The organism is Levilactobacillus sp., from assembly GCF_022646225.1.
Taxonomy (GTDB): domain Bacteria; phylum Bacillota; class Bacilli; order Lactobacillales; family Lactobacillaceae; genus Levilactobacillus; species Levilactobacillus suantsaiihabitans.
Window position 1 is genome coordinate 322,729 of record NZ_JALCJA010000002.1, and the last position, 24,514, is coordinate 347,242.

25 protein-coding genes are annotated in these 24,514 nt (G+C 54.3%); 10 read left to right on the top strand and 15 right to left on the bottom strand.

Annotated features, from left to right (window positions below; genetic code table 11):
- Positions 1-16 precede the first annotated feature (16 nt).
- The 3 genes from LKH74_RS04205 to LKH74_RS04215 all read right to left on the bottom strand — a co-directional run bounded on the left by LKH74_RS04205 (position 17) and on the right by LKH74_RS04215 (position 3,225).
- Positions 17-1,081 carry a DUF916 and DUF3324 domain-containing protein gene (locus LKH74_RS04205; RefSeq protein ID WP_287788346.1) on the bottom strand — a complete coding sequence of 355 codons (1,065 nt, stop codon included), beginning with the start codon at positions 1,079-1,081 and terminating at the stop codon, positions 17-19.
- 352 nt (positions 1,082-1,433) lie between these two features.
- A complete protein-coding gene (locus LKH74_RS04210; protein ID WP_287788347.1) occupies positions 1,434-2,159 on the bottom strand; it encodes a WxL domain-containing protein in 726 nt (241 codons plus the stop codon).
- A gap of 640 nt (positions 2,160-2,799) precedes the next feature.
- Positions 2,800-3,225 (bottom strand): Rrf2 family transcriptional regulator, encoded by a 426-nt coding sequence (locus LKH74_RS04215; RefSeq protein ID WP_135367015.1) that lies wholly within the window; start codon positions 3,223-3,225, stop codon positions 2,800-2,802.
- Between the two features lie 194 nt (positions 3,226-3,419).
- On the opposite strand from LKH74_RS04215, the gene LKH74_RS04220 reads away from it, so the two are divergent.
- Positions 3,420-3,995, top strand: a complete 576-nt coding sequence (locus tag LKH74_RS04220) for an NADPH-dependent F420 reductase (RefSeq protein ID WP_287788348.1) — start codon at positions 3,420-3,422, stop codon at positions 3,993-3,995.
- An 86-nt stretch (positions 3,996-4,081) separates the two neighbouring features.
- Here the strand turns inward: LKH74_RS04220 and LKH74_RS04225 are convergent, their stop codons facing one another.
- Together LKH74_RS04225 and LKH74_RS04230 are read right to left on the bottom strand one after the other, a co-directional pair.
- Positions 4,082-5,122 (bottom strand): zinc-binding dehydrogenase, encoded by a 1,041-nt coding sequence (locus LKH74_RS04225; protein WP_287788349.1) that lies wholly within the window; start codon positions 5,120-5,122, stop codon positions 4,082-4,084.
- Positions 5,123-5,225: 103 nt separating this feature from the next.
- Complete coding sequence (locus LKH74_RS04230; protein ID WP_287788350.1) at positions 5,226-6,095, bottom strand: LysR family transcriptional regulator; 870 nt, start codon at positions 6,093-6,095, stop codon at positions 5,226-5,228.
- A 119-nt stretch (positions 6,096-6,214) separates the two neighbouring features.
- Here LKH74_RS04230 and LKH74_RS04235 point away from each other — a divergent pair, with 119 nt between their 5' ends.
- From LKH74_RS04235 to LKH74_RS04245, 3 genes are all read left to right on the top strand, one after another.
- Positions 6,215-7,084 (top strand): aldo/keto reductase, encoded by an 870-nt coding sequence (locus tag LKH74_RS04235; protein WP_287788351.1) that lies wholly within the window; start codon positions 6,215-6,217, stop codon positions 7,082-7,084.
- A 4-nt stretch (positions 7,085-7,088) separates the two neighbouring features.
- A complete protein-coding gene (locus LKH74_RS04240) occupies positions 7,089-7,955 on the top strand; it encodes an aldo/keto reductase (protein ID WP_287788352.1) in 867 nt (288 codons plus the stop codon).
- A 129-nt stretch (positions 7,956-8,084) separates the two neighbouring features.
- On the top strand, positions 8,085-9,248 hold the full coding sequence (locus LKH74_RS04245) for a DUF998 domain-containing protein (protein ID WP_135367010.1): 1,164 nt from the start codon (positions 8,085-8,087) through the stop codon (positions 9,246-9,248).
- A 101-nt stretch (positions 9,249-9,349) separates the two neighbouring features.
- On the opposite strand, the gene LKH74_RS04250 is transcribed toward LKH74_RS04245, so the two are convergent.
- From LKH74_RS04250 to LKH74_RS04265, 4 genes are all read right to left on the bottom strand, one after another.
- The gene (locus LKH74_RS04250) at positions 9,350-9,895 is read right to left on the bottom strand and encodes a hypothetical protein (protein WP_287788353.1); all 546 of its coding nucleotides are present in this window, start codon (positions 9,893-9,895) and stop codon (positions 9,350-9,352) included.
- Between the two features lie 151 nt (positions 9,896-10,046).
- Positions 10,047-10,445, bottom strand: a complete 399-nt coding sequence (locus tag LKH74_RS04255) for a transglycosylase (protein ID WP_135367007.1) — start codon at positions 10,443-10,445, stop codon at positions 10,047-10,049.
- Between the two features lie 229 nt (positions 10,446-10,674).
- On the bottom strand, positions 10,675-11,511 hold the full coding sequence (locus tag LKH74_RS04260; RefSeq protein WP_287788354.1) for an undecaprenyl-diphosphate phosphatase: 837 nt from the start codon (positions 11,509-11,511) through the stop codon (positions 10,675-10,677).
- An 800-nt stretch (positions 11,512-12,311) separates the two neighbouring features.
- Complete coding sequence (locus tag LKH74_RS04265) at positions 12,312-13,229, bottom strand: hypothetical protein (RefSeq protein ID WP_287788355.1); 918 nt, start codon at positions 13,227-13,229, stop codon at positions 12,312-12,314.
- A gap of 266 nt (positions 13,230-13,495) precedes the next feature.
- Here LKH74_RS04265 and map point away from each other — a divergent pair, with 266 nt between their 5' ends.
- Positions 13,496-14,284, top strand: a complete 789-nt coding sequence (gene map / locus LKH74_RS04270) for a type I methionyl aminopeptidase (RefSeq protein ID WP_135367004.1) — start codon at positions 13,496-13,498, stop codon at positions 14,282-14,284.
- A 46-nt stretch (positions 14,285-14,330) separates the two neighbouring features.
- Here map and LKH74_RS04275 read toward each other — a convergent pair whose 3' ends face one another.
- A complete protein-coding gene (locus LKH74_RS04275; protein WP_287788356.1) occupies positions 14,331-14,543 on the bottom strand; it encodes an antitoxin of toxin-antitoxin stability system in 213 nt (70 codons plus the stop codon).
- A gap of 16 nt (positions 14,544-14,559) precedes the next feature.
- Complete coding sequence (locus tag LKH74_RS04280; protein WP_287788357.1) at positions 14,560-15,303, bottom strand: glucose 1-dehydrogenase; 744 nt, start codon at positions 15,301-15,303, stop codon at positions 14,560-14,562.
- Between the two features lie 230 nt (positions 15,304-15,533).
- Here LKH74_RS04280 and LKH74_RS04285 point away from each other — a divergent pair, with 230 nt between their 5' ends.
- The 5 genes from LKH74_RS04285 to LKH74_RS04305 all read left to right on the top strand — a co-directional run bounded on the left by LKH74_RS04285 (position 15,534) and on the right by LKH74_RS04305 (position 20,359).
- Positions 15,534-16,403: a tyrosine-protein phosphatase gene (locus LKH74_RS04285; RefSeq protein WP_287788358.1), complete on the top strand. Its 870-nt coding sequence runs from the start codon at positions 15,534-15,536 to the stop codon at positions 16,401-16,403.
- Between the two features lie 176 nt (positions 16,404-16,579).
- Entirely contained in the window at positions 16,580-17,386 is an 807-nt protein-coding gene (locus LKH74_RS04290) for a Cof-type HAD-IIB family hydrolase (RefSeq protein WP_287788359.1), read from the top strand.
- A gap of 181 nt (positions 17,387-17,567) precedes the next feature.
- Complete coding sequence (locus LKH74_RS04295; RefSeq protein ID WP_135366999.1) at positions 17,568-18,761, top strand: multidrug effflux MFS transporter; 1,194 nt, start codon at positions 17,568-17,570, stop codon at positions 18,759-18,761.
- 295 nt (positions 18,762-19,056) lie between these two features.
- Positions 19,057-19,770 carry a matrixin family metalloprotease gene (locus LKH74_RS04300; protein ID WP_287788360.1) on the top strand — a complete coding sequence of 238 codons (714 nt, stop codon included), beginning with the start codon at positions 19,057-19,059 and terminating at the stop codon, positions 19,768-19,770.
- Positions 19,771-19,879: 109 nt separating this feature from the next.
- On the top strand, positions 19,880-20,359 hold the full coding sequence (locus LKH74_RS04305) for a glutathione peroxidase (protein ID WP_287788361.1): 480 nt from the start codon (positions 19,880-19,882) through the stop codon (positions 20,357-20,359).
- Positions 20,360-20,571: 212 nt separating this feature from the next.
- On the opposite strand, the gene LKH74_RS04310 is transcribed toward LKH74_RS04305, so the two are convergent.
- The 4 genes from LKH74_RS04310 to LKH74_RS04325 form a co-directional block, all read right to left on the bottom strand.
- Entirely contained in the window at positions 20,572-22,500 is a 1,929-nt protein-coding gene (locus LKH74_RS04310) for a copper-translocating P-type ATPase (protein WP_287788362.1), read from the bottom strand.
- The gene (locus LKH74_RS04315; RefSeq protein ID WP_287788363.1) at positions 22,497-22,769 is read right to left on the bottom strand and encodes a cupredoxin domain-containing protein; all 273 of its coding nucleotides are present in this window, start codon (positions 22,767-22,769) and stop codon (positions 22,497-22,499) included. Before LKH74_RS04315 ends, LKH74_RS04310 begins: the two co-directional genes overlap by 4 nt.
- A 19-nt stretch (positions 22,770-22,788) precedes the next feature.
- Positions 22,789-23,160 (bottom strand): cupredoxin domain-containing protein, encoded by a 372-nt coding sequence (locus LKH74_RS04320; protein ID WP_135366994.1) that lies wholly within the window; start codon positions 23,158-23,160, stop codon positions 22,789-22,791.
- 303 nt (positions 23,161-23,463) lie between these two features.
- Positions 23,464-24,441 (bottom strand): serine hydrolase, encoded by a 978-nt coding sequence (locus tag LKH74_RS04325; RefSeq protein ID WP_287788364.1) that lies wholly within the window; start codon positions 24,439-24,441, stop codon positions 23,464-23,466.
- Positions 24,442-24,514: the final 73 nt, after the last annotated feature.

Below are 24,514 nucleotides of genomic sequence, written 5' to 3' on the forward strand. Positions count from 1 at the left end.
TCTATGGCCTCCTTGCCTAATTGTCTTGGTCCGAATCGGCATCATCGGCATCATCGTCGCGTCGGCGTTTGCCCAACCAGTACGCCCCAAAGCAGAGCAGTAGGGCGAGCAACAACGCTAACAGCCACAACCACCAGTAGTTGGGCTGATGGGCGGCATGTGTCAACGAGTTGTGCTGCGCTGATTGTTGTCGTGTCAGAGTGAAGGCGCCGCTGAAATTCCAGGTGCGCTTGCCGCTGGTGATGTGCAGCTTCAGGAGATATTTACCGGCGGCCAGGCGATTGTTGCCCAGGCTGATGTTGTCGTCAAACCAGCTGTTGGGCGCCATTGAGCCGTTGCGCAGCGTTTGGCTAGCCACCTGTTGGCCGGTGCTGGCCCGCATGACACGCGCGTCGATCTGCAGGTCGCCGAAGAGCGCGGGCGTCAGGTTACGGATGCGCGCGAAGGCGGTGGGTTGGGTGTCGGGCTGATGGACGCCCACCGCCGCCAACTTCAGGTTCGTCTTAAAGGTTTGGCCCGGATGGCATTGCAGGGCCACGGCCGTGACTTCGGCGTAGCGGTTGTTCAGCTGAAAGTCCGAGCTGTCACCATTTTCTTGCTTGGACAAGGTAGCGTGCGGATCGGTCACGAACAGGCCACCCAGCACTTCACCGGTGAAACCGCTTGTGGGAATCCGCGTGTAAAACGTGACCGTCTTGCCTTGCCGCGGAGCCAAGGACACCGTGACGGGGCCGGACGTCATTTTGGTAAACGTGGTCTGCGCCGAGGCGTCGGCCGGCCGCTTCGTGGGGATGTAGACCGCGTGGCCGCTGTCGGCGGTGGTGGCGTTGACGGGGATGACCTTCAGTGTGCGGGCTGAGTTGCTGGGGTTGGTCACCGCTAATTTCAGCACCTGCGTCGCCCCCGGCGTGACTTTCAAATCAAAGTACCCCGCCTTAGAAGACAGCTGGTTCTTCGGCAACAGGGGTGTCGCTGCGAAGTTGGCGGGGACCTTCGCAGCGTTCACGGGTGCCACTCCGCCCAGCAAGCCGATGAACAGGATGCCGGCGATTAGCCAACCACAAATCCGTTTTAATCTCATGATTATCCCACCTTTGATTGCGTTTCAAAACTGTTCTGAAGTGTGCGCATGTTGGCCGCCTTGCCGTCCATCCGGCGTTCCAACTTATGTTTGGCGAACGGTAGGTGGTCAGTTCCCGCAGTGAAGCGGCCAACACTTAATCCTAACGCGCACGTTTCGTGTCAACGGTCACTAACCAGATGGCTAATTGAACTGATTAACGACGAAATAGATTTGCCAGCTAGGGATTGGGTCGAAGGAAAAGGTAGTCTGCTCCCGAACCGCGCTGTTCAGACAACCGCGCGGATGACGGGGAGAAACTACCTTTTCATTTGACGGTGAACTTAGCGATTAATGGTGAAGCAACTGGCGATTACGTCGCTGGCGTAGTTGCGGCTGGGGCGTTTTGCAAGGCCCAGTACAGCGTAGCGTCGTAGGTGCCGGCCACAATGTCGGCTTGCTTGGTGATGGCCAAATTGCTGCTGGATGCCGTGGTGGCGGTGTTGTTGCCCTCACCGGTGTTGACAGCGGCGGACCACAACAATTGTGGACTGCTAATCCAGCCGTTGGTGACGGGTGATTGCGTTAATTTAATGCTGTTGGGTACCGCCGTGGCGCTGTTATCCAGCGTACCAGCGGTTTGATCCAAGGTTAACGTTGCGTCCGTGATGGTCGCTGTGCCCGAAGTGAAGGGGCTCAACCCGACCGTTAGTGACCAGCCGGCATTGTTGCCCCGGTAGTCCGTGATGTTTAACGTGCCAGTGTTGTTGCCATCATAGGCCGTGCCCGCGGTTGGTGCATTGCTGGTGACGGCCAGATTGGTGTCGCCAGAGGCAATGGCCTTAACATCGGTGTTGGCCAACGTGATGTTAGGCACCTGATTCAAGCTCAGCGTCCCGGGCGTGACCGTAAATTCGGCGTTAGACGTCGCTTCGGCATTACCAGTACTATCGGCGACGTAACCACCGGAAACGTTGGTCAGGTTGCTGGTTGCCGTGCCAGGACCTGAGGCGTCAGCGATAACGGCACTGAAGCCGAGTACGGCGATTGCAACCGCCGCGGTGGCCCCGATACCGCGAAATAACTTTAAAGCTCGCATGGTATTCTCCTCCTATCCTAAATGCCATGAAACGCCGAGGCAGGTGACGAACCAGAAGCAAAGGCGCTGCCCAAGTCGTTAAGGGCTCAGTCAGTTGCGCTGTCAGGAATTTGACTGCCTAATGCGCTCTGGCAGTTCTCTCTACCTCGTTGACACCGTTAGCATATCAGGCTTTTGTCAACGAGTGATACGGAAATGCTGGGTTTAGAACGGACTGTATACCAACTGCTAAAGATGAGGTGCGTTTTGCTGGTAAATGTGGGAATTTTATTATGGTTACGATAGGGCCACACTCAAAAAGCGACCAATCCATTTTATTCGGATTTGGTCGCTTACGTGGATTAATGAGTGGGTAAGTCTAATTGACTGCAGGTTGCTAGTAAGATTAAACGTGTTGATTGCCGTAACAGCGGTGTTCTGACAAGCAAAATTAGTGAAACCAGACGCCTGCGGTAGCCAGAGTTCCGCCTGCTCTGGGGAACACCTCCAGCCCGAAAAGCGAGCTTCCGGTTCGCTTTGAAAGCCTGGCAAAGTCCGCCAGTCTCTCAAGTCGTCCCGCGCTGTAGGCGGCCAGTCCCTACTATGACGCGGTCAACAACTAATCCTAACCTAACGTCATGAGTCGCATGCTGGTCAGCGCCTAAGTGAGGCGGTCCAGCAGCGTGACGTCGTTCAAGAGGTCTTGTAGAGTAATCTTAGCCATCTTGGCTTCGGCCGCGGCCTGGATCTCCTGGTAATAATGGGTCAACACCTGGGGCACGGCGCGGCCGACGGGACAGTTTTGTGAGGTGTGAGTGTCAACGTTGAGCAGGGGCGCTTGCCCGGGCAAAATGGCGTAGATGTCGCGTAACGTAATGTCGGCGGGGTCCCGCGCCAAAGCCAGTTGGGTCGGTCCGTGGGTCGGGGCTAAGAGTCCGTGGCGTTTCAGGTTCGCCATGATTTTTCGAATCAAACTGGGTGAGGTTTCCAGACTGCTGGCAATCTCTGGACTGGTCATCTTGTGCCCCTTGAAGTAGGCAATGTAGACCAGAACGTGGATGGTATCACTGAATTGCGTATTGGCCATGGGGACGGCCTCCTTTTTTACTTATATTCTGTATCTTATTTTATAACACTTTATACGAAAAATCAGGTAAAATGTTTTTTAAACAGCTATAGCAAAATTAGTAAGCAAACGAATTGACTTTTAACGATTGATGACGTATATTAAAAGTGTACTTAAAACTAATACAAGAATATTAATCACAGGGGGTCTGCATTATGGCAGCAATCACAATTTTTGGTAAGGGTAACATGGGTCAAGCAATCGGTGACGTTTTCCAGCAGGGCGGCAACCAGGTCAGCTTCATCGATTCCGGCGATCCCGTTGAAAACTTAGGCGACATCGTGGTTTTAGCGGTGCCTTACAACGCCGCGTTGAGCATTGCCAAGGCCAACCAAGCCGCACTGGCCGGCAAGGTGGTCGTGGACATCACCAACCCATTGAATTTTGACACTTGGGATGAACTGGTCGTGCCCGCCGACAGTTCGGCCGCAGCCCAAATCGCTGCCTTACTGCCAGATTCTAAGGTGGTCAAGGCCTTCAACACGACCTTCGCCGCCACTCTGCAGAGTCGCAAGGTCAGTGACCAAGCACAGACCACGGTGATGGCCGCCGGGGATGACGATGACGCCAAGCAAGCATTAGCCGCAGCGTTGACCAACAGTGGCGTGGCTGTCGTCGATGCCGGTGCCTTGAAGCGGGCCCGCGAATTGGAAAGCTTTGGCTTCTTGCAAATGACGCTGGCCGCCAAGGAGAAAATTGGCTGGACCGGTGGTTTCGCGGTCTTGAAGTAAGACAAAGTAGAATAGAAGTGTAAACAAAAGGGCGCTCAGCCGGCAATTTGCCAGTTGGGCGCCTTTTGATCAGGCAGTTTTAAAAGTTAATCCACAACGATCAGTGACTTGATGGCTTCACGCTTGGTCATGGCTTGGTAAGCATCATCGATCTCATCCAGTTTGAAGGACTTCGTGAAGACCTTACCAGGGTGAATGTCGCCGTCCAGCACGGCCTTCAGCAAGACCTGCTTGTCATAGGTGGTCACGGAAGCGGGACCACCGGCAATGATGGTGTTGCTGTAGAAGGATTCGCTCATGTCCATCTTCGGTTCGTGAGGTAGGCCGACCCGACCGACGATGGCACCGGGACGGGCAACCTTCATGGCCGTGTCGTTGGATTGTTCCGTACCGACACATTCCAACACGGCATCGGCACCGGCGTTGTTGGTCAAGGCCATCACCTTGGCTACGGCGTCGTCGCCACGTTCGGCGATGATGTCAGTGGCGCCAAATTCAGTGGCCAGCTTTTGCCGGTCTTCATGACGACTCATGGCGATAATCCGCTTGGCACCGCGCATTTGCGCCGCGATGACCCCACAGAGACCCACGGCACCGTCACCCACGACGACCACCGTGTCACCGGCGGAAACGTTGGCAACCCGAGCGGCGTGATAACCGGTGGCCATGACGTCAGCCAAGGTCAACAGGGACTTTAACATGGCTTCACTGTAGTCTTGGGGTTGGCCAGGAATCTTGACCAGGGCCCATTCGCCGTGTTGGAACCGGATGTATTCGGCTTGCACGCCGTTACTGAAGTTGTCGGTGTGGTTTTGGCAATCGCCTTCAAAGCCGGCGCGGCAGGCAGCACAGTGTCCACAGCCGTGAGTGAATGGCGCAATGACAAAGTCGCCGGGTTGAACGGTCGTGATGTCGCTGCCGACTTCCTCGACGATTCCAATGGCCTCGTGCCCACTGTTTTCCGAGTGAGCGGCCTTGTCTTCTAACCCGCGGTAAGCCCACAGGTCAGACCCACAAACACAGGTCCGGACCACGTGAATAATGACGTCGTCGGGCGCTTGGATCGTAGGTTTATCAATATCTTCAATCTGAACCTTACCAGGTTTCATAAACATCGTTGTTTTCAAGATTGTGACCTCCTAAACATGTCTAAATGAATTCTAAGCGTTTGCAAAATGAAAGTAAAGTAAGTACCCTTTCAAACGCCTGAGGCCCATTGAAAAGAGTGGTTTACTCGGGCCAAATGGCGATGACCTGGTCGATTACCGGCTGGACGCGGGTGGCTTCGTTGGTGAGGTAATTGGCGTACACCGGCATTTGCGCGGCGGCATCCGTGATGGGTAGGCGACGGCGGTTGTCAGCGGACGTGGCCTGTGCGGGCGTCGGGTCGAGGGGGGTGATGTTGGTGCTGAAGTAGGGGAAGTCGGAAAATTGGGTGATGGCGGCCAGGGCGTCGCGTTGTTCCTGATAGAAGAACTTGGCGTTGGGGATGTGTTGTTGAATGACGGCGCGCCACGGACCGATGTCGTCAAGAACCACGAAACTTAGGTCCTTGAGTTGCGCGAAGGTGATACTGGGCTGGTTGGCCTGGCTCATGAATTGGTTGAGGTTGACGGCCAGTCGCTCCGTGCCCACACGTTGCGCAGTCACGGTAGGGTCTGATAGCGGGACATTGGTAAAGACTAGCCCGGCGGCGTACGTCGTCAAGGCGACTAACGGGTCGGTCGTCAGGGCGTGAGTGGGCCACTGCACCTGTGCCGGTAGCTGGTCGCGCAGGGCGTCGAGCACAATGAGGGCGCCAGGAAGCGTGGACGTGACCGTGAGGTTTTTTTGGCTGCGGGCAAAATTTTGGATGCGGTGGACGGCTTGGTCATTGGCCTGAAGTAAGCGCTCGGCTTCACGAGCGGCCAGTTCACCAGTCGGCGTCAGGCTGAGCCGGTTGGGCTGCCGGATAAAGAGTGACACGCCCAATTCCGTTTCTAATTTTTGCATACCGCGGGTGACGGTCGGTTGGGTGACGTGCAGGGCCGCGGCCGTTTCAGCCAAGGTACCACAGCGCGCAAAGGTGACGAGTTCTTCGAGTAGGTAGTTGGCAAGCATAGGGGGACTCCTTTCGTGAGCATACGTTAACCGTATACTAGCATGAACAAGTGGTAATTTTCAACCGCGACAAGTGGCGGTATAGTAGACCCAACACATGCAAAGGAAAGGTGAATGCTATGGTGACTGTGCCAACTGTTAACTTAAATAATGGCGTCGAGATGCCGCAACTGGGCTTTGGCGTCTTCCAAATTCCGGACCTGGCGGCGTGTGAAGCTGCCGTGACGGCGGCCCTGAATGCCGGCTACCGCCTGATTGACACCGCGGCGGCTTACCACAACGAAGAAGCCGTGGGTCGTGCGATTCACAAGAGCAACATTCCCCGCGAGGACCTGTTTATCACGTCCAAGCTGTGGGTGTCCGACTTCACGTATGACCGCGCCAAGCAAGGCATTGACGAGTCGCTGAAACGATTGGGCCTGGATTACTTAGACCTATACCTCTTACACCAACCATACGGCGACACCATGGGGGCTTGGCGAGCCTTATCTGAGGCCTACCAGGCGGGGAAGATTCGGGCCATCGGCGTCTCCAATTTCTACGCCGACCAACTGAAAAACTTAGAATTGACCATGCCAATCCAGCCCGCGTTGAACCAAATTGAGGTCAACCCGTGGTATCAACAGCCAGCTGAGGTGACGTTTAACCAGGGTGAAAATGTCCGCGTCGAGGCCTGGGCGCCATTTGCGGAAGGCAAGCAGGGGATTTTTGCCAACCCGACGTTGCAGACGATTGCGCAGGCCCACCATAAGACGGTCGGCCAAGTCATCTTGCGCTGGCTGTTGCAACGCGGCATTACCGTGATTCCCAAGTCGGTCCATCCCGAACGGATTCAGGAGAATATTGATGTCTTTGATTTTGAACTGACGGCCGCTGACATGCAGACGATTACCGACTTAGACCAGCGGACCAGCCAGTTCTTCGACCACCGTGACCCCGTAACGATTGAACAAATTTTCGGGTCAAGTTTGAAGCAATTAAAGGAGTAATGATATGACAAATCAACCAACGATTCATTTAAATGATGGTCATGATATCCCAGCCGTTGGTTTCGGGACGTTCCAGATTCCCAGCGACGGGTCGACCAAACAGGCCGTGACCGCGGCCTTAGACGCCGGTTACCGGCACATCGATACGGCCGTGGCCTACTTCAATGAAGCCGAGGTCGGCCAGGCCATCGCTGCCAGTGCCGTTCCCCGCGACCAAATTTGGGTCACCAGCAAGCTGTGGCTGCAGGATTACGGTTACGAAGCGGCCAAGCGCGCCATTGACACGTCTTTGACTAAGTTGGACTTGGATTATTTGGACCTATATTTGATTCACCAACCCTACGGCGACGTGCCGGGTGCTTGGCGAGCTATGACCGAGGCCCAACAGGCCGGCAAGCTCAAGTCCATCGGGGTTTCCAACATGACGCCTAAGATCTGGCAACAATTTGTGCCGGACTTCACCGTCAAGCCAGCCGTCAACCAAGTCGAGTTCAACCCGACCTTCCAGCAACGGCCATTGCGCGACCTGATGGCGGCCGACGATGTGAAGCTGGAAGCCTGGGCACCACTGGGACAAGGCAATCAAGACTTGCTTCAAAATCCAGTCGTAACGGCATTGGCGGCCAAGTACGGTAAGGATGTCGGCCAAATCATCTTGCGGTTTGAAAACCAACTGGGTGTGGTCGTCTTACCGAAGTCCGTGCACGCGGCGCGGATCAAGAGTAACTTGGACATCTTTGACTTCACTTTGACTGCCGAGGAGATGCAGCAATTGGCCGCATTGGACACCGGCAAGGGCCGGCATGATCCGGACGCACCGGGCGTTCAGGACATGTTGTTGGGCGCCTTTGATGTACATGCTAATGATTAGTTAAACACCACCAAATCGGTCGCAGCCTCGTGCTGCGGCCGTTTTGGTGCTTAGCCGATTTGGTCACTAATTCAGTGAGGGAACATGTTATAATAGAATCCATTGTGACACTAAGCAACGGAGGAAAACATGCGTGAGAAAGACTTTCAATTAAATATCCCCGCGGAGATTGGGGAACAACTCCAGCTGCGGCAGAACACGCCGGTCAAGCTGGTTGTGAAACGTAACCGGCTGGTCGTGCAGCTGGAGGAACCCCGCCAACAATTATTTCAGGGTCGGGTCTTCTTGTGGCCCGTGCTGACGGCATTGCTGGTGAGCCTGGGCTTCTACATTTTTTGTCTGCAACAAAATCTGAAAACGATTCGCTTGGTCGGTGACTATTCCTTAGCCACCGCCATTATTGTCCTGGGGGTGGTCATGGGGACGGCGTTGTTTGCCGGCTTCTTCATCCGGGGGCGCCACGATCCAGAAAATCACTTTAGCCAAAACGTTTACTGGCGAAACTTCCCCGTGATTGTGTTGTCGTTTGCCCTGATCTTAGGCCTGCTGTTGACCGGAAGCATGTGGCTGTTAGGCGTCCTGTTCAAGGGGGCCAGCTTCGGGAACGTCACGGCCAGCATCATCTTATTTGCGTTTGGGGTGGTGACCAACGCCGTCATGATCTACTTTGCGCTGGTCGTGGACGCCGGCGTGCTATCGACGGTGTTGCTGCTGGTCATCATTAGCGGGGTCATCATCGCCATGGCTGTGAATAATCAGAAATATTGGTGGCAACACAACTTGAGTTTTCTGGGAACCAACGGCGCTTCTAGTGGGTGGCAGTTCAACGCGACCCTGATTTTTTCGGCGTTGTTGATGATTGCGCTGATCGATTACCTGTTCGTGCGCCTGCAGGAATCTTGGCCGCAGACCCGGCGCTTGCTGGTCCTGCGCGGCTTGTTGACATTAACGGCCATTGACCTGGGGTTGGTGGGGGTCTTTCCCAACAACATCAGCTCCCACGCGCTGCATGACCAGGTGTCGGTCTTTCTGGTCTACTTCATCATCGCCCTGATTGTCGGCGTGCGCTGGCTATTGCCGCAAGTGACCCAAGACTTTTTGTATTTGTCGTACGGCATCGGCGCGGCCCTGGTCGTTGCCGCCGTGCTGTTCCAGGTCGTCGGCTACTTTTCGTTGACGGCGTTTGAAATGATTGCATTCGTGCTGGCGTTTGGCTGGATACTCATGCTGCTGGACCGCATTGAAGCGTTGATCAATGTGGGGACGGAAGGGTTGATTACGCGGCAGGAGTGAGCGGGATTGGCTGACTTGGATCCAAAGATATGTGCTTAATGAGTGTAGTTAAAAACTAGCTTCGATGATTGGTGGTAATCCCCGCATCATCGAAGCTAGTTTTATTGTGCATGATTTAAAACGGTCATCTTCGTCGGCATTCGCCGCACCTTTTGCGCCGCGTGGTTGGCATTGATACGGGCCACGATTTTACGCAACGTGGTCGCAGCTGTTTGGTCCTTGCGAAATGAATGGACGATCATGCTGTCATAGGTGACCCGGTTGCCTTGAAGCGTGAACCAGTTGGGGGCGAGGTTCTTGTTCGCCGCCGTGATGTTTTGGTCCGGCCAGACCAAGTAGCGGGTCGGGTGCTTGGTCGCGTAGTGTTCGACCTGCCAGCCAGCCTGAAAATCGTTGACTTCCTGCCAACGCTGAAGCTTAGGGTCCTTGATGGCGTAGTAAATGATGGCGCTGTAAGTGAGCTTGGGGTGGTGAGCCAAGTCGGCGGTGGTTAAGTTGGTCGTGTGGTGGTGAGCCGGACGGGTGGTCGCTGGTTTAGTGGCCGGGTTGGTGGTGAGCGTGAAATTGCGGTGAGTCAGAACCACTAGCAAACCACCCAGTAACAACAGACCAGCGAGGCCAATCAGCCATTTGGTTAGTTTTGACATAAGGTGCCTCCAGAACGGGATATCCCCAGTGTAGCGGTTGGGAGCGTTGGCGTAAAGGCAATTGGTGAGAGTTGACCTTTGGCGCCACGACTAAAAAACCACCCAAGCGCAGTCTACACTCGGGTGGTCATGGCTAAATTCAGTTGTTGGTTTAGTACCAGTGGTGATGTTGCCAGAAAGACTTGGCCTTGGTCCAAGTACCGTAACGACCGGCCACGTACTTGTTGGCAGTCTTTTCTTGGTTGACGGCGGATAAGTCACCGTGCAAGTAGGATTTCAGTAATTGGTAACGACCATAACAGTTACCGTTACGAGCGGTATAACTGTAGCGGGATTCGCGGTAAGCAATCCACTTCTTGGCCGCCTTTTGCTTCTTGGATAAGCCAGAGTTGATCTTGGCGATTTTCTTCTTTTGGCTAGCAGACAGCGTAGCAGCTTCTGCGGTCACAGTTGGTTCCGAATTAAAACTGGTGGCAACGTTGGTGATCATCCCAAAGGAGATCCCAAATACTAATAAAATTGCAGCTAATTTGATTTTAAATTTAGTCATATTTTTTTAAACACTCTTCCTCGTTTGTTAATCTCTACCTAGTAGCATACGCGAGGAATGTTGCAGGCATGTTACTACGCAATTAAAAGGCCGTCACAACGAGGTAAAGTTATATGACATTGTTGGGGGTATTAATCCTTATGCGACTACACCAAAACCGCATGGTGATGGGAATGGCAGCGGATTTAAGTAAATATTTCAATAGTCCATAGTCATGTTTATTCGCAGGTCACGAAAAAAGGTGTTGCCAACCAAAATAGACTATGACAATGAGTCCCAGCGCAATTCGGTACCATCCGAAGAGTTTGAAATCATTATTGCGGATGTAGCTCAACAGGAATTTAATCGCCAAGTAAGCCACGATGTAGGAGACGATGACGCCGGTCAGTAGGATGATCACCTGGCTGTAGGTGAAGGTATTGCCGTGAATCAGGTATTTGACGATCTTAAGTGACGAGGCGCCGAACATGGTTGGAATCGCCAGGAAAAAGGAAAATTCGGTCGCCACGTAGCGGGAGGTTCCCAGCAGAATGGCCCCGAGGATGGTTGCCCCCGAACGGGAGGTGCCGGGCACCATGGCGAGGACCTGAAAGCAACCGATGAGGATGGCCAGTTTGATTGGCAGGGTATTGAGGTCGGTGAAGTGGGGGGCCTTGGTGCGGTTGTAATTTTCAATCACGATAAATAAAGTCCCGTACAGAATCAGTGTAGTCGCAATGACCGGCCAACTGGTCAGGTGGGCGTCCATCCAGTCGTTGAGCGGCAGTCCCACGATGACGGCGGGCAGGATGGCTAGCACGACCTTGACCCACAGCGACCAAGTTTGCCGACGGGCCAGCCGGGATTTATTGGCAGCCCATGGATTGAGTTTGTTGAAATACAGAACTAACACGGCCAGAATGGCGCCCAGTTGGATGACCACCATAAACATATTAATGAAAGCGGTGGGTTCGTTGAGCTTGATGAATTCGTCGGCCAAGTACAGGTGACCCGTGGAACTGATCGGTAGAAATTCGGTGACCCCTTCGATGATGCCTAGGATGATGGCTTTAATGATGTCTAACACAAGAAATTCCCCTTTGTAAGTAGCAGTAAGCTCTAGCTTATCAGAGCAACGTAAAAGGGCTGTCTTGGTTGTGTAAAATCTCTGTAAATTAAAAGAGCCGACGACGGTCGACCCTTGGTACCACTGGATTCAGTGGCTTTTTTGAAAGATTTGAAGGTTGAAACTGAAATTAACGTGCTGATTGCCGTAACGACGGTGTTCTGACACCTAAAATTGGTGAAACCAGACGCCTGCGTCAGGCTAGGGTGGGGCCTGCTCTGGGGAACACCTCCAGCCTGAGAAGCGGTCTTCCGGTTCGCTTGAGAGACTGGCAAAGGCCGCCAGTCTCTCAAGTCGTCCCGCGCTGTAGGCTGAGACAAGACCTCAGCCAACACCGCCGACCCAGATGGGGCCATCCCTGGCTGCCTCCGGCAAGTTGGCAGTTATCAGCAACACTGTGTTAATGAAAGACTAGTCGTCAATGTAACTCCTATCTGGGGTTAAAACAACTGTTACTAACACGTACTACCGTAGCCGAGAGTTCGTCAAATATGGGTTCAGCCGTGGGAGTTGCCTTAGCGGCGCGGTTCATGCCGCTTAGGCAACTGGCGTCTTTGAGACGCGATTTTCGGCTCAAAGCGAGGCGTCGAGACCGTCTTTTGGCTCGACCCGTCCGCCCCAGCGTTCCAACCCATATTTGGCGAACGGTAGGCGGCCAGCTCGCATTGTGAGGCTGAAATCGACTATTTTTAAAGTCATGAGTCGCATGATAACAATAATTCCAGCTGATTTTGTTTTTCAACCTTCAGTTGAAAGATGAGCTAGCCGTTATTTTCCGAAGCCAAGCCGTGTTGGTGCGCCAGAACCTTGCGGAAGACAAAGACGGTGCCCAGAAAGAAGCAGGCGGCCAGGCTCGCGGCAATCGGCAGCGTGTGAAACATGTTGGCTGGTAGGACCAGTGCCAACAGTGGAAAGGCGTAGGCTGCGGGCAGCTTGATGTGTAACAGCTGCAGGAGCACAAAAACCAGTGGCAATGCCAGTAGCGTGGTCAACAGCCATGAGGCCAGCAGCGTGTGAATCAGTACGCCCAACGTCGCGGCGCCGGCTAAGGCGATAATTTGGCGAATGGCCAGTTTGCCGGGATAGTCGGGCAACTGCGAGACCTCGAAGAAGACCACCAGTACCGGCGGAATTCCCGCCATCTGGGGAAAACCGGCTAGCCACACGGCCGCGACCCACACGGAAGCGACCAGCGTGAAGCCCAGCATGTGGGAGACGTGGAGCGGTTGGCCCGCGGGTTTGCCGCGATAGTGGCCCTGTAACAGCACGCCCACGGTCAGCGTCAACGTGAAGACCAGGATGGCAATGATGAAGGACCAGTGCGTGGCATCAATGATGATGGGCAACAGCCCGGTCGCAAATGAAGGCGCCAGCGTGGAGCGCAACACGCTGAGCAGCAGTAAGATGAGAATCAGAGTCAGGTAGACCTTTTCGGCGTAGGTGATGCCCAACTGGTTGACCAGAAAGCCAATCACTGCGGTGCCGGACGGGGCCAGGAAGATCTTAAACGGCTGCGCAATCCAACTGCTATTGTGATAGATCCAGGTGCCGGCCGTCAGCGCGCCAATCTCGGGGAGAATGATTTCGTAGTCGCCGAGAAGCGTTGCTGCCGCGACCATCAAGAGGACAAATGCAAAGCCAATCAGGTAGTCGCGGCGTTCAAGTGGGGATAATGACATGGAACTCAGGTACCTCCTTATAATTATTTATATAAAATCGGATTTTTTGCTTAAGCGGTTTTGATTATAACACGATGCTGACGAGATTTCAGGTTGAAAATGTTGTGAAAACGTTGCCACTACTGGCATTGCGGTCCTGAGAAATTTGACTGACCGTTGGCGGTGGGGCGGACTGTCATCTTGCAGCGGACTGGCCAGAATTGGTCATTTCTTTTCGACTAGCTTGGGGTATACTAAAGAAACAACCAAACCTCAGGAGGCACAGCATGATTGCATTAAAATCACCACGCGAGATCGATGGCATGCAGGCGGCGGGCGACATCTTAGTCGGCCTCTTCCACGAACTCGAAGACTACATTAAACCCGGGATCACTACCTGGGATATCGACCACTTTTCCTACAACTATATCGTGGGTCACGGCGCCACGCCTGGTGAACTGAATTTCGAAGGGTACCGGTACTCGACCTGCGTCAGCGTTAACGACATGATTTGCCACGGCTGCCCCAGCAAGGACATCGTGTTGCATGACGGCGATTTGGTCAAAATGGACACGGTCATCGACTATCACGGCTACCTGAGCGACGCCTGCCATGCCTTTGTGGCGGGCACCCCGTCGGCCGAAACGCAAACGCTGATGGACGTCACGCTTAAGGCACTGTACAAGGGCATCGACCAGGCTGTGGTGGGCAACCGTATCGGCGATATTGGCTTTGCCATCCAGGACTACGCGGAAAATCAGCTGGGGTACGGCGTGGTGCGCGACTACATCGGCCACGGCATTGGCCCGACCATGCATGAGGATCCAGACGTGCCACACTATGGTCGCGCCGGTCATGGCACGCGGTTGAAGGCGGGGATGACCATTACCATCGAACCGATGATCAATGTTGGGAGCTACGAGTGCAGTGCCCCGGCCGATGACGGTTGGACGATTCGCACGGTCGACGGCAGTTGGAGCTGCCAATACGAGCACACGATTGTTATCACGGACGACGGTCCTAAGATTTTGACGTCGTTTGACCACGCGTTGGATGCGCAGTATTTATTAAAATAGCTAGCAAAAAGGGGTCCGCGAACAAGTCGCAGACCCCTTTGATATTCTATGATGTTGGGAAAGAGTCATGATCGGTTAGTGCACCCTTGTGTTTTTTGATGGCTTGCTCATCCGTGAATGGATTGGGCTTTTTGGGTAAGACAACGATGGCACCATCGCGACCAGCGGTGACTTCGTATTGTTCAAACGGACTGTTGCTATTTTCCGGAACTGGCAGGACGCCTTCTTGACCGATTCGTTGCTTTTTGACAACTGTCATGGCATTCTCTTTCTGGTTAAACCGCTGTGTACCCGCCGTCGACCGTGAATTCAGACCCGGTCACGTAGTTGGATTCATCGGAACCCAGGTAGACGCAGATCTCGCCGATGTCTTGTGGTTGGCCGACGCGTTTCATGGGGATGGCCGCGGAGACTTGGGCGACCTGGTCGTTCGGACCACTGGTCATCGGGGTGTTGATGACGCCAGGGTGGACCGAGTTGACGCGGATGTTGTAGCCCTTAGTCGTGGCGTCGATGGCGGCGGCCTTGGTCAGCATGCGCGTGCCACCCTTGGACGCCGAGTACGACGAGATGAGGGGACTGGCCACCATGCCAGCAATTGAAGAAATGTCGATGATGGACCCACCAGCTGCCTTCATGGCCTTGATGGCGTGTTTCATGCCTAAGAAGTTCCCGGTCAAATTAATGTCCATGACCCGTTGCCATTCGGGCAGGGTGATCTCATCCAGCGGCTTCATTTCCGGCAAAATGCCCGCGCAGTTGACCAGAATATCGAGCTGGCCAAATTGGTCGCCGATGTTGCCAATTGTGGTTTGCCAAGCCGTCTCGTCCGTCACGTCTAGGGTGACGAAACTAGCGGTGTCGTGGTCGCGGACCAAGGCCCGTTCGCCATCGCTTTCTTGTAGGTCAGACAAGATTACGCGGGCGCCCTCCCGTAAGTAGCATTTGGCAATGCCGATACCGATTCCGCCGGCACCACCCGTGATCAAGGCCGTCTTGTTTTGTAAACGTGCAGTCATCCAAATTACCTCCTTGTAGATTCTAAGTTCATGGTATCACAAATTGTGAGCGGGGGTGTCGCCGTTTATTGGCCAATTGGTTGGTAGGCAAAAGCGTTGCGGTGCTTGGGGTGTGGGGTGCAATGATAAATATAATTGTATAACGTCTACCAAAATTTTACGTAACTGATACGGAAAATCTACAGTGGCCTGCTATCCTAGTTAAGAATTAAATTCTAGGAGGGATTCTCTTGAAATCCAAATTACGTTTAGGCTTATCAGTAGGTGCACTCATCATGACCCTGGGACTGGGTGCCCAGACCGTTGCGACCCCCGTTCAGGCAGCGACTCACGCCACGACCGTGCAGGCGGGTAAGCAGATCAAGTTACAAGGTGCGGAAAATGTCCGTGACTTAGGCGGCTACCGGACCAAGACGGGTAAGACCGTTAAGCGGCACGTGTTACTGCGGGCAGCGGCCTTGAATAAGCTGACCAAAGCAGATGCGCAAAAACTTAAGAAGGTCTACCACGTCCGTACCGACGTCGACTTACGGTCCAAGGCCGAAGCAGCCAAGGCACCCGACGTGAAGATTTCTGGTGTGACCTACAAATTCGATCCCGTGGTCAAGGATGTTTCTCAGCAATTTTCCATGACCAGTAAGGATGGCGTGAAGATCATGGAAAACGGCTACAAGGCTATGGTGACGAGTGTCCAAGGCAAGAAGGCCTACAAGCAGCTGTTCAAGATTCTCTTGAAGAATCCCAAAGGGCAAGCGGTACTCTGGCACTGCACGGCTGGTAAGGACCGTACTGGGATTGGCACGGCGTTAGTGCTGTCCGCGCTGGGCGTTAGCCGCAAGACGGTCATGAGTGATTACCTGTTGTCGAACAAGTATCTGGCGGCCAGCAATAAGGCGGCTATCAAGCAGCTGAAGGACAAGGGTGCCGATGCCGCGACTATCAAGCTGATGACGGATATGATGGTCGTCAAGAAGTCTTACTTGAACGCGGCCTTCTCCGCCATCAATAAGAAGTACGGTTCCGTCGACAAGTACCTGCAAAAGGGCCTGGGCCTGACGAAGGCGGATCGGACGAAGTTGCAGAAACTGTATTTGAAGTAAGCGGATTTCTTTTAGGGAATCTCTGATGAAGACGGAACAGTGACGCGTCATAGTCTTGGCTGTCGTAAAAGCGGCCAAAAAATGATAGTTACCGGTAGCTGAATCCGGCACCCCCCTTCCCAGATTGGTCTACACCATGGTACACTAGGTCTAAACCACAGAGGGAGCGAATCAGTTTGTACAAGATTATTACCAGTGATTTAGACGAGACGTTGTTGCGGACGGATGGCAGTATCTCACAGGCCAACATCGATGCCATTGCGGCCGCTTCGGCACGCGGGGTCAAGTTTGTCCCCAACACCGGGCGCAGTTTCTTGACCGTACAGAACCTCTTGAAGAAGTTGCATCTGTACCAGCAGCCGGGCGAATACGTCGTGTCGTACAACGGTGGGGTGGTTGTTGAAAACCAAGACAACCGAGTCATCGTCAGCAATCAAATGCCGTTTGCCGAAGCCAAGAAAGCCTTTGACATCATGACGCAGTTCGATGTGGACATTCACGTCTATACGCTGGATCACTTGTACATTTACCGGCCCCGGGCAGATGACATGGCCTACCTGAAGACGCGCGGGGTGACCTTTGATGAGCTGACTGGGTCATTTGATCAGTTTGCCGACGACCGCATCATGAAAGTCATCGTGATGAATCCGGATCTGGCCGTGCGGCGTGCCGTGTATGACGCCATCACCGCGGCCTTTGACCAGATCAACTGCACTTATTCCTCCGGCATTTACATGGAAGTCAATCACGCCGGCGTGGATAAGGGCACGGCTATCTTGGATCTGGGTCGGCAATTGGGCGTCAGCGCCGATGAGATCATGGCCATCGGGGACAACGCCAATGACTTGGGGATGTTGACCAAAGTCGGCATGCCAGTCTCCGTGGCTAACGGGATTCCTGAGGTCAAACAAGTCGCTAAGTTCGTGACACCGCACGACTTTGAGTCGGGTGTGGCGGATGCGATTCAACAATTTGTGTTGTAAGTCGAAGCTGGGACTGCGGTCCTGGCTTTTTTGAGTTGACAACTTCAATGGAATCCCGTATGGTAAAGGGACTTTAAACGAAAGGGGTGACAACCCATGGAACTGAATAACTTAATGGCGTGTGTCCCCGCAAACGGCCAAGGACGTTTTTCCCTAGATTAACTTTTAAAGGAGAAAACTTGTGAAAAACGTCCGTCAAACCGTCCCGTCTTTGGGACTGATCATTACGCTGGTGGGGTTTCCCCAGATCAGCGAATCTATTTTCACCCCAGTCTTGCCGCAACTACAATCGGCCTTGCAGGTGAGTGCCAACCGGGTCCAATTGACCATGAGCAGTTACTTTGTGGCCTTTGCCATCGGTGTCTTGATTTGGGGCCAGCTGGCCGATAAATGGGGCCGGCGTCCGGCCATGTTAGCCGGAATAGGGGTGTACTTGCTGGGAAATGTGGGCCTCTTTTGGAGTCCTAGTTTTACCTGGCTATTGGCCAGTCGGCTGATTCAAGCCTTTGGTGCCAGCGCCGGGTCCGTGGTGACGCAGACCATCATGCGCGAAAGCTTTAGTGGACTGACCGGCGCGCGGGTCTTTGCCCGTACCAGTGCCGCCATGGCGTTGGCGCCGGCCTTGGGGCCCCTGATTGGTGGTATCATGCAGACCTATTTTGGGTATCGTAGCGTCTTTGGCACGTTGGTAGTCATGGCAGTTGCGGTGGGGCTGTATGCCCTCAGCCGCTTGCCGGAGACCCAGCCCACAACGGTGGCGGCTGCACCCGTCAATCAGGTTGCCGTGGTTCGGCGTCTGTTGACCGACCGCGTCGTTTGGGGGTATGGGCTATTGATCGGTGGCATCAACGGTGTGTTGTTTAGTTACTACGCCGAAGCACCATTCATCTTCATGACCCATTTTGGCTATTCGGCCGTGCACTATGGCTGGCTGGGCCTGATCCTAGCGAGCGCGAGCCTCTTGGGGGCCGTGTTGGTCAACTGGTTGCTCAACTGGTGGTCACCGGAACGGGTGGCCTTGGTCGGCTTGGGATTTAGCGTGCTGGCTAGCGGCGGTTTAGTCGTCGCGGCGTATGGGCAAAGCGCCCGCGCCATGTTGGTGACCATCTTTCTGACCTTTCTCGGGCTAAACGTGACCCTGCCCAACGCCTTGAATCGGGCCTTAATCGGTTACGAAGACGTCATGGGCAGTGCCAGTGGCTGGTTCAGCCTGGGTTACTACCTGCTGGTCAGCGGCTTCACTTATGGCATGAGCTGGTTGCACAACGGCACGGTCCAAACGCTGCCGTGGTACATGTTGGCCCTGTGTGCGGGCATGTTGCTGAGCCTGGTGGGGTTGGTGATGCGCCACTCGCGAGTGGTTGCTGAAAATTAAACTTAAATTGCAACGGACGTGGGGGCGACCCTGCGTCTTTTTTTGATAAGAAAATTTGTCAGACGACCGGGCCGCGTCAAGGCTTAGGCGGTGCTCCGCTTCATGGCCGGCCAAGATAAATGGCACCTAGCAGTCGAAAACCAAGCTCCAGCCAGTGTCTTTAGAACTAAATCCAGAAAAATCTGCGCTTGAAAATTCCCGGGGCAAAGTAGTTGCGGCCCACAACTAGATAGCCTAGAATCAAACTAATTAGAAGCGGCTTACGGCAAAGCGAGTTGGAAGGGAAGGTCACGCTGTGAAACTTGTCAGACGGGTGTTACTCGCCCTAATTTTAGGAATCGCGATTTTTGTGGGGGTCAATTGGCAGCCATTATCGACCCAGTTTCAGTATTACCGGGCGGCCATTTGGGCCACGGTCACGGGGCGGTCCGAGACGGCGGCGAGCCAGGGGACGGGGAATTACCAGGCGAGTGGCTACATTTTGCGCAATCTCAAGGATGCCACTACCCAGACCGGTGCCGATGATACGCCGTTGGAGGAGGCCATGCAGGGGTTGTTGTTGCAAAAAAAGTACTACTATCACTTCGCGGCCAACACGCCGGCCAAGGTGAAACAGGTCTTCGCCTATGCCGTCAACACTTACAATCAAACGGGTATCGTCCAGCTGGTGGCGGGCCAGGGCAGTGATCAGACCAACCGAATCACCTTTGGCATCTACCATAAGCGCGAGCCACGCGGTCAGGCGACCGTTGAATATGGCCACGGTGGCCCACAGATCACCCAGCGCATCAGCTGGCGCGGTATTCTGACCACCAACACGGCCACCGCCAAGCTCAACGCTACGTATCCGCAGGCGTTCAAAAAATCCGTGGCTGTCCACGAACTGGGGCACGCGTTGGGGTTGGATCACAGCTCGGATAAGCGCTCGGTCATGACACCCATCGACCAGGGCAAGACGCAGCTATCGGCGGCGGACCTCAAGAGTTTGCGGGCCATTTACCAAAAATAAAGCCTGGCAAATCAGCGGCAACGGGGACCTATTTGGTGTATGATTGGGTTGCATACAACTAATTGATACTAAATTGGTCCAGGACGTTAATCAGAAGGGACGCGGTCTTATGGCAACGATTTACGATTTTACCGAAACGGAAATGAGTGGGCAATCCATTGATTTTAAGGACTACCAGGGCAAGGTGTTGTTGATTGTGAATACCGCCAGCAAGTGTGGGTTGGCACCACAGTTGGCGGGCATCGAAGCCCTTTACCAGAAATATCATGATCAGGGTTTTGAGGTCCTCGGCCTGCCGTCCAACCAGTTTCACCAGGAACTGGCAACGGATGAGGAAGCCAATGACTTTTGCCAGCTGCACTACGGCGTGACCTTTCCCATGACCCAGCGCGTGGTGGTCAACGGCGACGATGAGGATCCACTGTTTACCTACCTCAAGGAAACGGCGGGGCACGGTCGCATCAAATGGAACTTCACCAAGTTTCTGATTGGACGTGACGGCCAGTTGATCGACCGCTATGCGCCGGTGACCAAACCGGAAAAGGTGGAACCCGACATCGTGACGGCCTTGGCCCAGTCGCAAAACTAGACAAGTCGGGTGGGCTAGATGGACCCTTTAACGTAGACAAAAAATAGGCGTCCGGGAAAGTTCCCAGACGCCTGTTTTTTTTGTCAATGTTAAAGTTAATGCCCCACAATCAGGGCCCCAATGCCGGTAGCGACCACTACGTAAATGGCGCCAACCAGCACGGTTAACCAGGTGCTTTTACTCCAGAATTTTTCTGACATCACGATGACCTCCTAAGCCACACGCGTGGTTGGCGTGGACGTTAATTTGGACTTATTTAAGAGTAACGAGCTGGCCACGACGGACAGGGAACTGAGCGCCATGCCCAGGCCGGCCAATTCAGGACTTAGTGACAGACCGAAGACGGCGAAGACCCCAGCGGCCACCGGAATGCCCAGGGTGTTGTAGATGAACGCCCAGAATAGGTTGAGTTTGATGCGATTGAAGGTCTTTTGACTGAGTTCCAGGGCCCGAACCACATCCATCAGGTCATTTTTGACCAGGACGATGCCGCCGGATTCAATGGCGATGTCCGTGCCGGAACCCATGGCGATCCCCACATCGGCGGTCGTCAACGCCGGGGCGTCGTTGATACCGTCCCCCACGAAGGCGACGGGGCCGTCAGCTTGGAGTTGCTTGACGTGGTCGGCCTTGTCGCCGGGTAAGACATCGGCAATGACCGTGTCGATACCGACCTCATTGGCAATGGCTTGGGCCACCCGTTGGTTATCGCCAGTCAACATGACGGTCCGTAACCCGCGGTGTTTCAAAGCGGCGATGGCTGCGGCTGAGCTGGCCTTGGGGGCGTCTTGAATGGCAATCAGGCCAATGATGCGTTCGGCGACACCGACCAGGACCACGGTCTTGGCCTCACCTTGTAGTTGGGTCATGCGGTCGCGTAAGTCGGCGGACAACTGGTAGTCGGCAATCAGCTTGTCGTTACCGATAAAGGCGGGTTGCCCGTCAACGGTGGCCTGCACACCCTTACCCTCGATGGCTTGGAAATTTTGGGCGGCGGTAACGGCCACGTTTTCGGCCTGGGCCTTAGCCAAAATAGCGGCGGCTAACGGGTGTTCCGAAGCGACTTCAAGGTTAGCCGCGATTTGTAAGACCTGGGCGTCCCCCACGATGTCCGTGACTTGGGGATGACCGGCCGTAATAGTCCCGGTTTTGTCGAAAACGACGGTCTTGACGCGGTTGGCGGCCTCGAGGACCTCACCATTTTTGATCAGGATGCCCATCTTGGCGCTCCGGCCGGTGCCGACCATGAGGGCTGTCGGCGTCGCGATACCCAGTGCACACGGGCAGGCAATGATGACGACGGACACGGCAAAGAGCATGGCACTAACCAGTGAGGCGTTTAAGAAGACGTACCAAATAGTAAAGGTGGCAATGGCCACGATCAAGACGGCGGGCACAAAGATATCGGCCACCTTGTCCACGGTCTTTTGAATCGGCGCGTGGCTGGTCTGGGCCTTCTTGACCATGTCGACGATCTGCGACAACAGCGTGTCGTTACCGACCTTGCTGGCCTTGAAGGTGAAGGTCCCGGTGTTATTCATGGTGGCGCCGATGACCTTGTCGCCGGCCTGCTTGGTGACGGGCATACTTTCGCCCGTGACCATGGATTCGTCGATGGTTGAACTCCCATCCACGATGACGCCGTCGACGGCAATTTTTTGGCCGGGGCGTACGCGGATGACGTCATTGACGACCACTTGGGCCAGCGGAATCTTCGTCCAGTGACCGTCGCGTTGGACTTCGGCGTCCTTGGCCTGTAAGTCGACTAGCTTGCTGACGGCGCCGGAAGCGGAGTGCTTCATTTTCTCTTCGAAATATTGGCCCAACAGGATAAAGGTGACCACGAAGGCCGCGCTTTCAAAGAAAACGTCCTTGCCAGCCAGCATGGCGTAGAAACTGTAGAGATAGGCCGTGATCGTCCCAATGGCGACCAACGTGTCCATGTTGGCGTGGTGGTGGCGAAAGGCGGCCCAGGCGCTTTGGATGAACGGCCCTGCGGAAACGGCCATTACCGCCGTTGCCAGGAGAAACATGGTCCAAGCGCCACCGGGGAGCATCAGGCCCAAGGGCTTGGTGAACATTTCAATCAGCATGGGTAACGATACGACAAGCGAAAAGACGAATCGATTCTTGATACTCATGGTTGAACGACCACCTTTCCAAAGAACATGTCCATCCCACAGCTAAACGGGAATTCGCCGGGGGTGCTGGTATCGACCGTCACGGTTTGCGGCTGGTTCAGCGGCAAGTCACGCGAGAACTTCAAAGCAGCGGAGTGGACTTGGTCCAAACAGCCGGCGTCACTGACGCGGGTGAAGGTCAAGTCGGCGGGGACACCGGCCTTTAAGACGATTTCAGCGGGTTGGTAGCCGCCATCAACGGTAATGTTGGCAGATTGTTTGATTGTCATGAGTGTAGACCTCCATAAATTATTTGATAATGACTTTGCCGTGGAACATGTTCATGCCGCAAGCGTAATCGAATTCGCCGGACTTGCTGGTGTCGATGGGAATTGCGTGCGCCTGGTTTTGCGGGAGAAATTCGTTGATCCCAAAATCGGGGAAGACGACTTGTTCCAAACAACTGGATGGGTCTTTGCGGTTAAACGTCAAGGTCGCGGGCACGCCCTTCTTCAAGACGACGGTGCTGGGTGAGTAGCCACCGCTGACTTCAACGCCCACGTCTTGGGTGTTGTCACTCACGGCGGCATCAACGGCCGCAGTGGCGTGATTGCCAAAGAACCACCAGGCAATAAAGCCAATGAGTAAGAGGGCAACGATGAGAATAATGAGTTTAAGCATAAGGCGGATCTCCTTTTTTGTTTACATTTGTAATCCTTAACTGATGAATTAAGCATACCGCCATCGTTTACGTTTGTCAACGATAAAAATTCGGTATGCCAAGATGATATATTTCACGGGGAATATGGTACTGGTCGCCCTGAAGGGTAGGGGTCTCAACGCCAGGCAACAAAAAACGAGCCTGGGACAAATCCTCCCCAGGCTCGTTCGCATTACCTTGACATAGCTGAAACGTGCGCCAACAGGCAGCCGGTTCAGCTTAAAACTGCTAACCGGCTGATCGCCTGTTGACGCACTCTCTTTTTATTCAAGCTGTTTGACCAATTTCGGATTGTAGACCAGTTTCTGGATGTGCTTGGTGATCTGGCCCATCCGCGGAAAGCCGCTAAAGCCGCTCTGGCCGTTGCCGTGGGTCATGATGACCAGCACGTAGCGTTGGCCGTTGGGCAGGGTGACGATGCCGGCGTCGTTGTTGGTATCGGCGAGCCAGCCGACCTTATCAGCGACGACCGTTCCCTTGGTGGCCGCGGCCGCACCGGCGGGAATGCCGTCACGGTAGACCTGTTGCTTCATCAGCGACAGTAACCAAGTGCGGTTGTGGGCGTTATTAAATGGTGCCTCGGCCCGAGCCAATTTGACCAAAATTTTACGCAGACTAGTCGCCGTTGTGGTGGCCTCGTTGCCGGCGACAAAGGTCGGTGAGTAGAGCCCTTCGCTGGCCAGGTAGGCGTTGATGCCGTCGAGGCCATAGGTATCCAAGATGCTTTCCGGAAAATCATTGGCGCTGTTGACGATCATTCGGTGGAAGCCGTCTTGATTGGTGGTCGTCCAGGTGTAAGCGTGCTGTTGCGTGAGGTGGAACAGGTAGGCCGCAATGAACAGTTTGTAGGTGCTGGCCGAGACCTCCGGCGTGTGCGCGTTGGCGGAAGTCGCCAGTTTGCCGCGCTGGTAGAACTGTTTGGCCACGGCTGATTGTGCAGAGTGACTGCCAGATACAGCGCCTAAATTGTAAAAACTGACGCTGGTATTGCCGTCAGCGGTAACGTGTTTCAAGTATGTATGGAGCTGCTTTTTGACGTGCCGCTGTTGGCGGGTAATCTGCCGGCTAGTAGCGGGTTGATGAGGGGTGACGGCTTGGGCCTGTGAGGTATTCTTCTGGCGCGCTTGAACGCTGAAGATACCGGTAAAGCCCAGAATCACAATGGCCGCCGCCATGACAACGATACGGTATTTGAATAAGAGTTGACCGAGGGAGGCGGTCCGAGCATGTTTCATTGGCATATGATCACTTCTTTTGGGGTTGGTCTTCTGAACTAATTAATGGTTTTAATTATACGCCCATTTTGCGATGGCG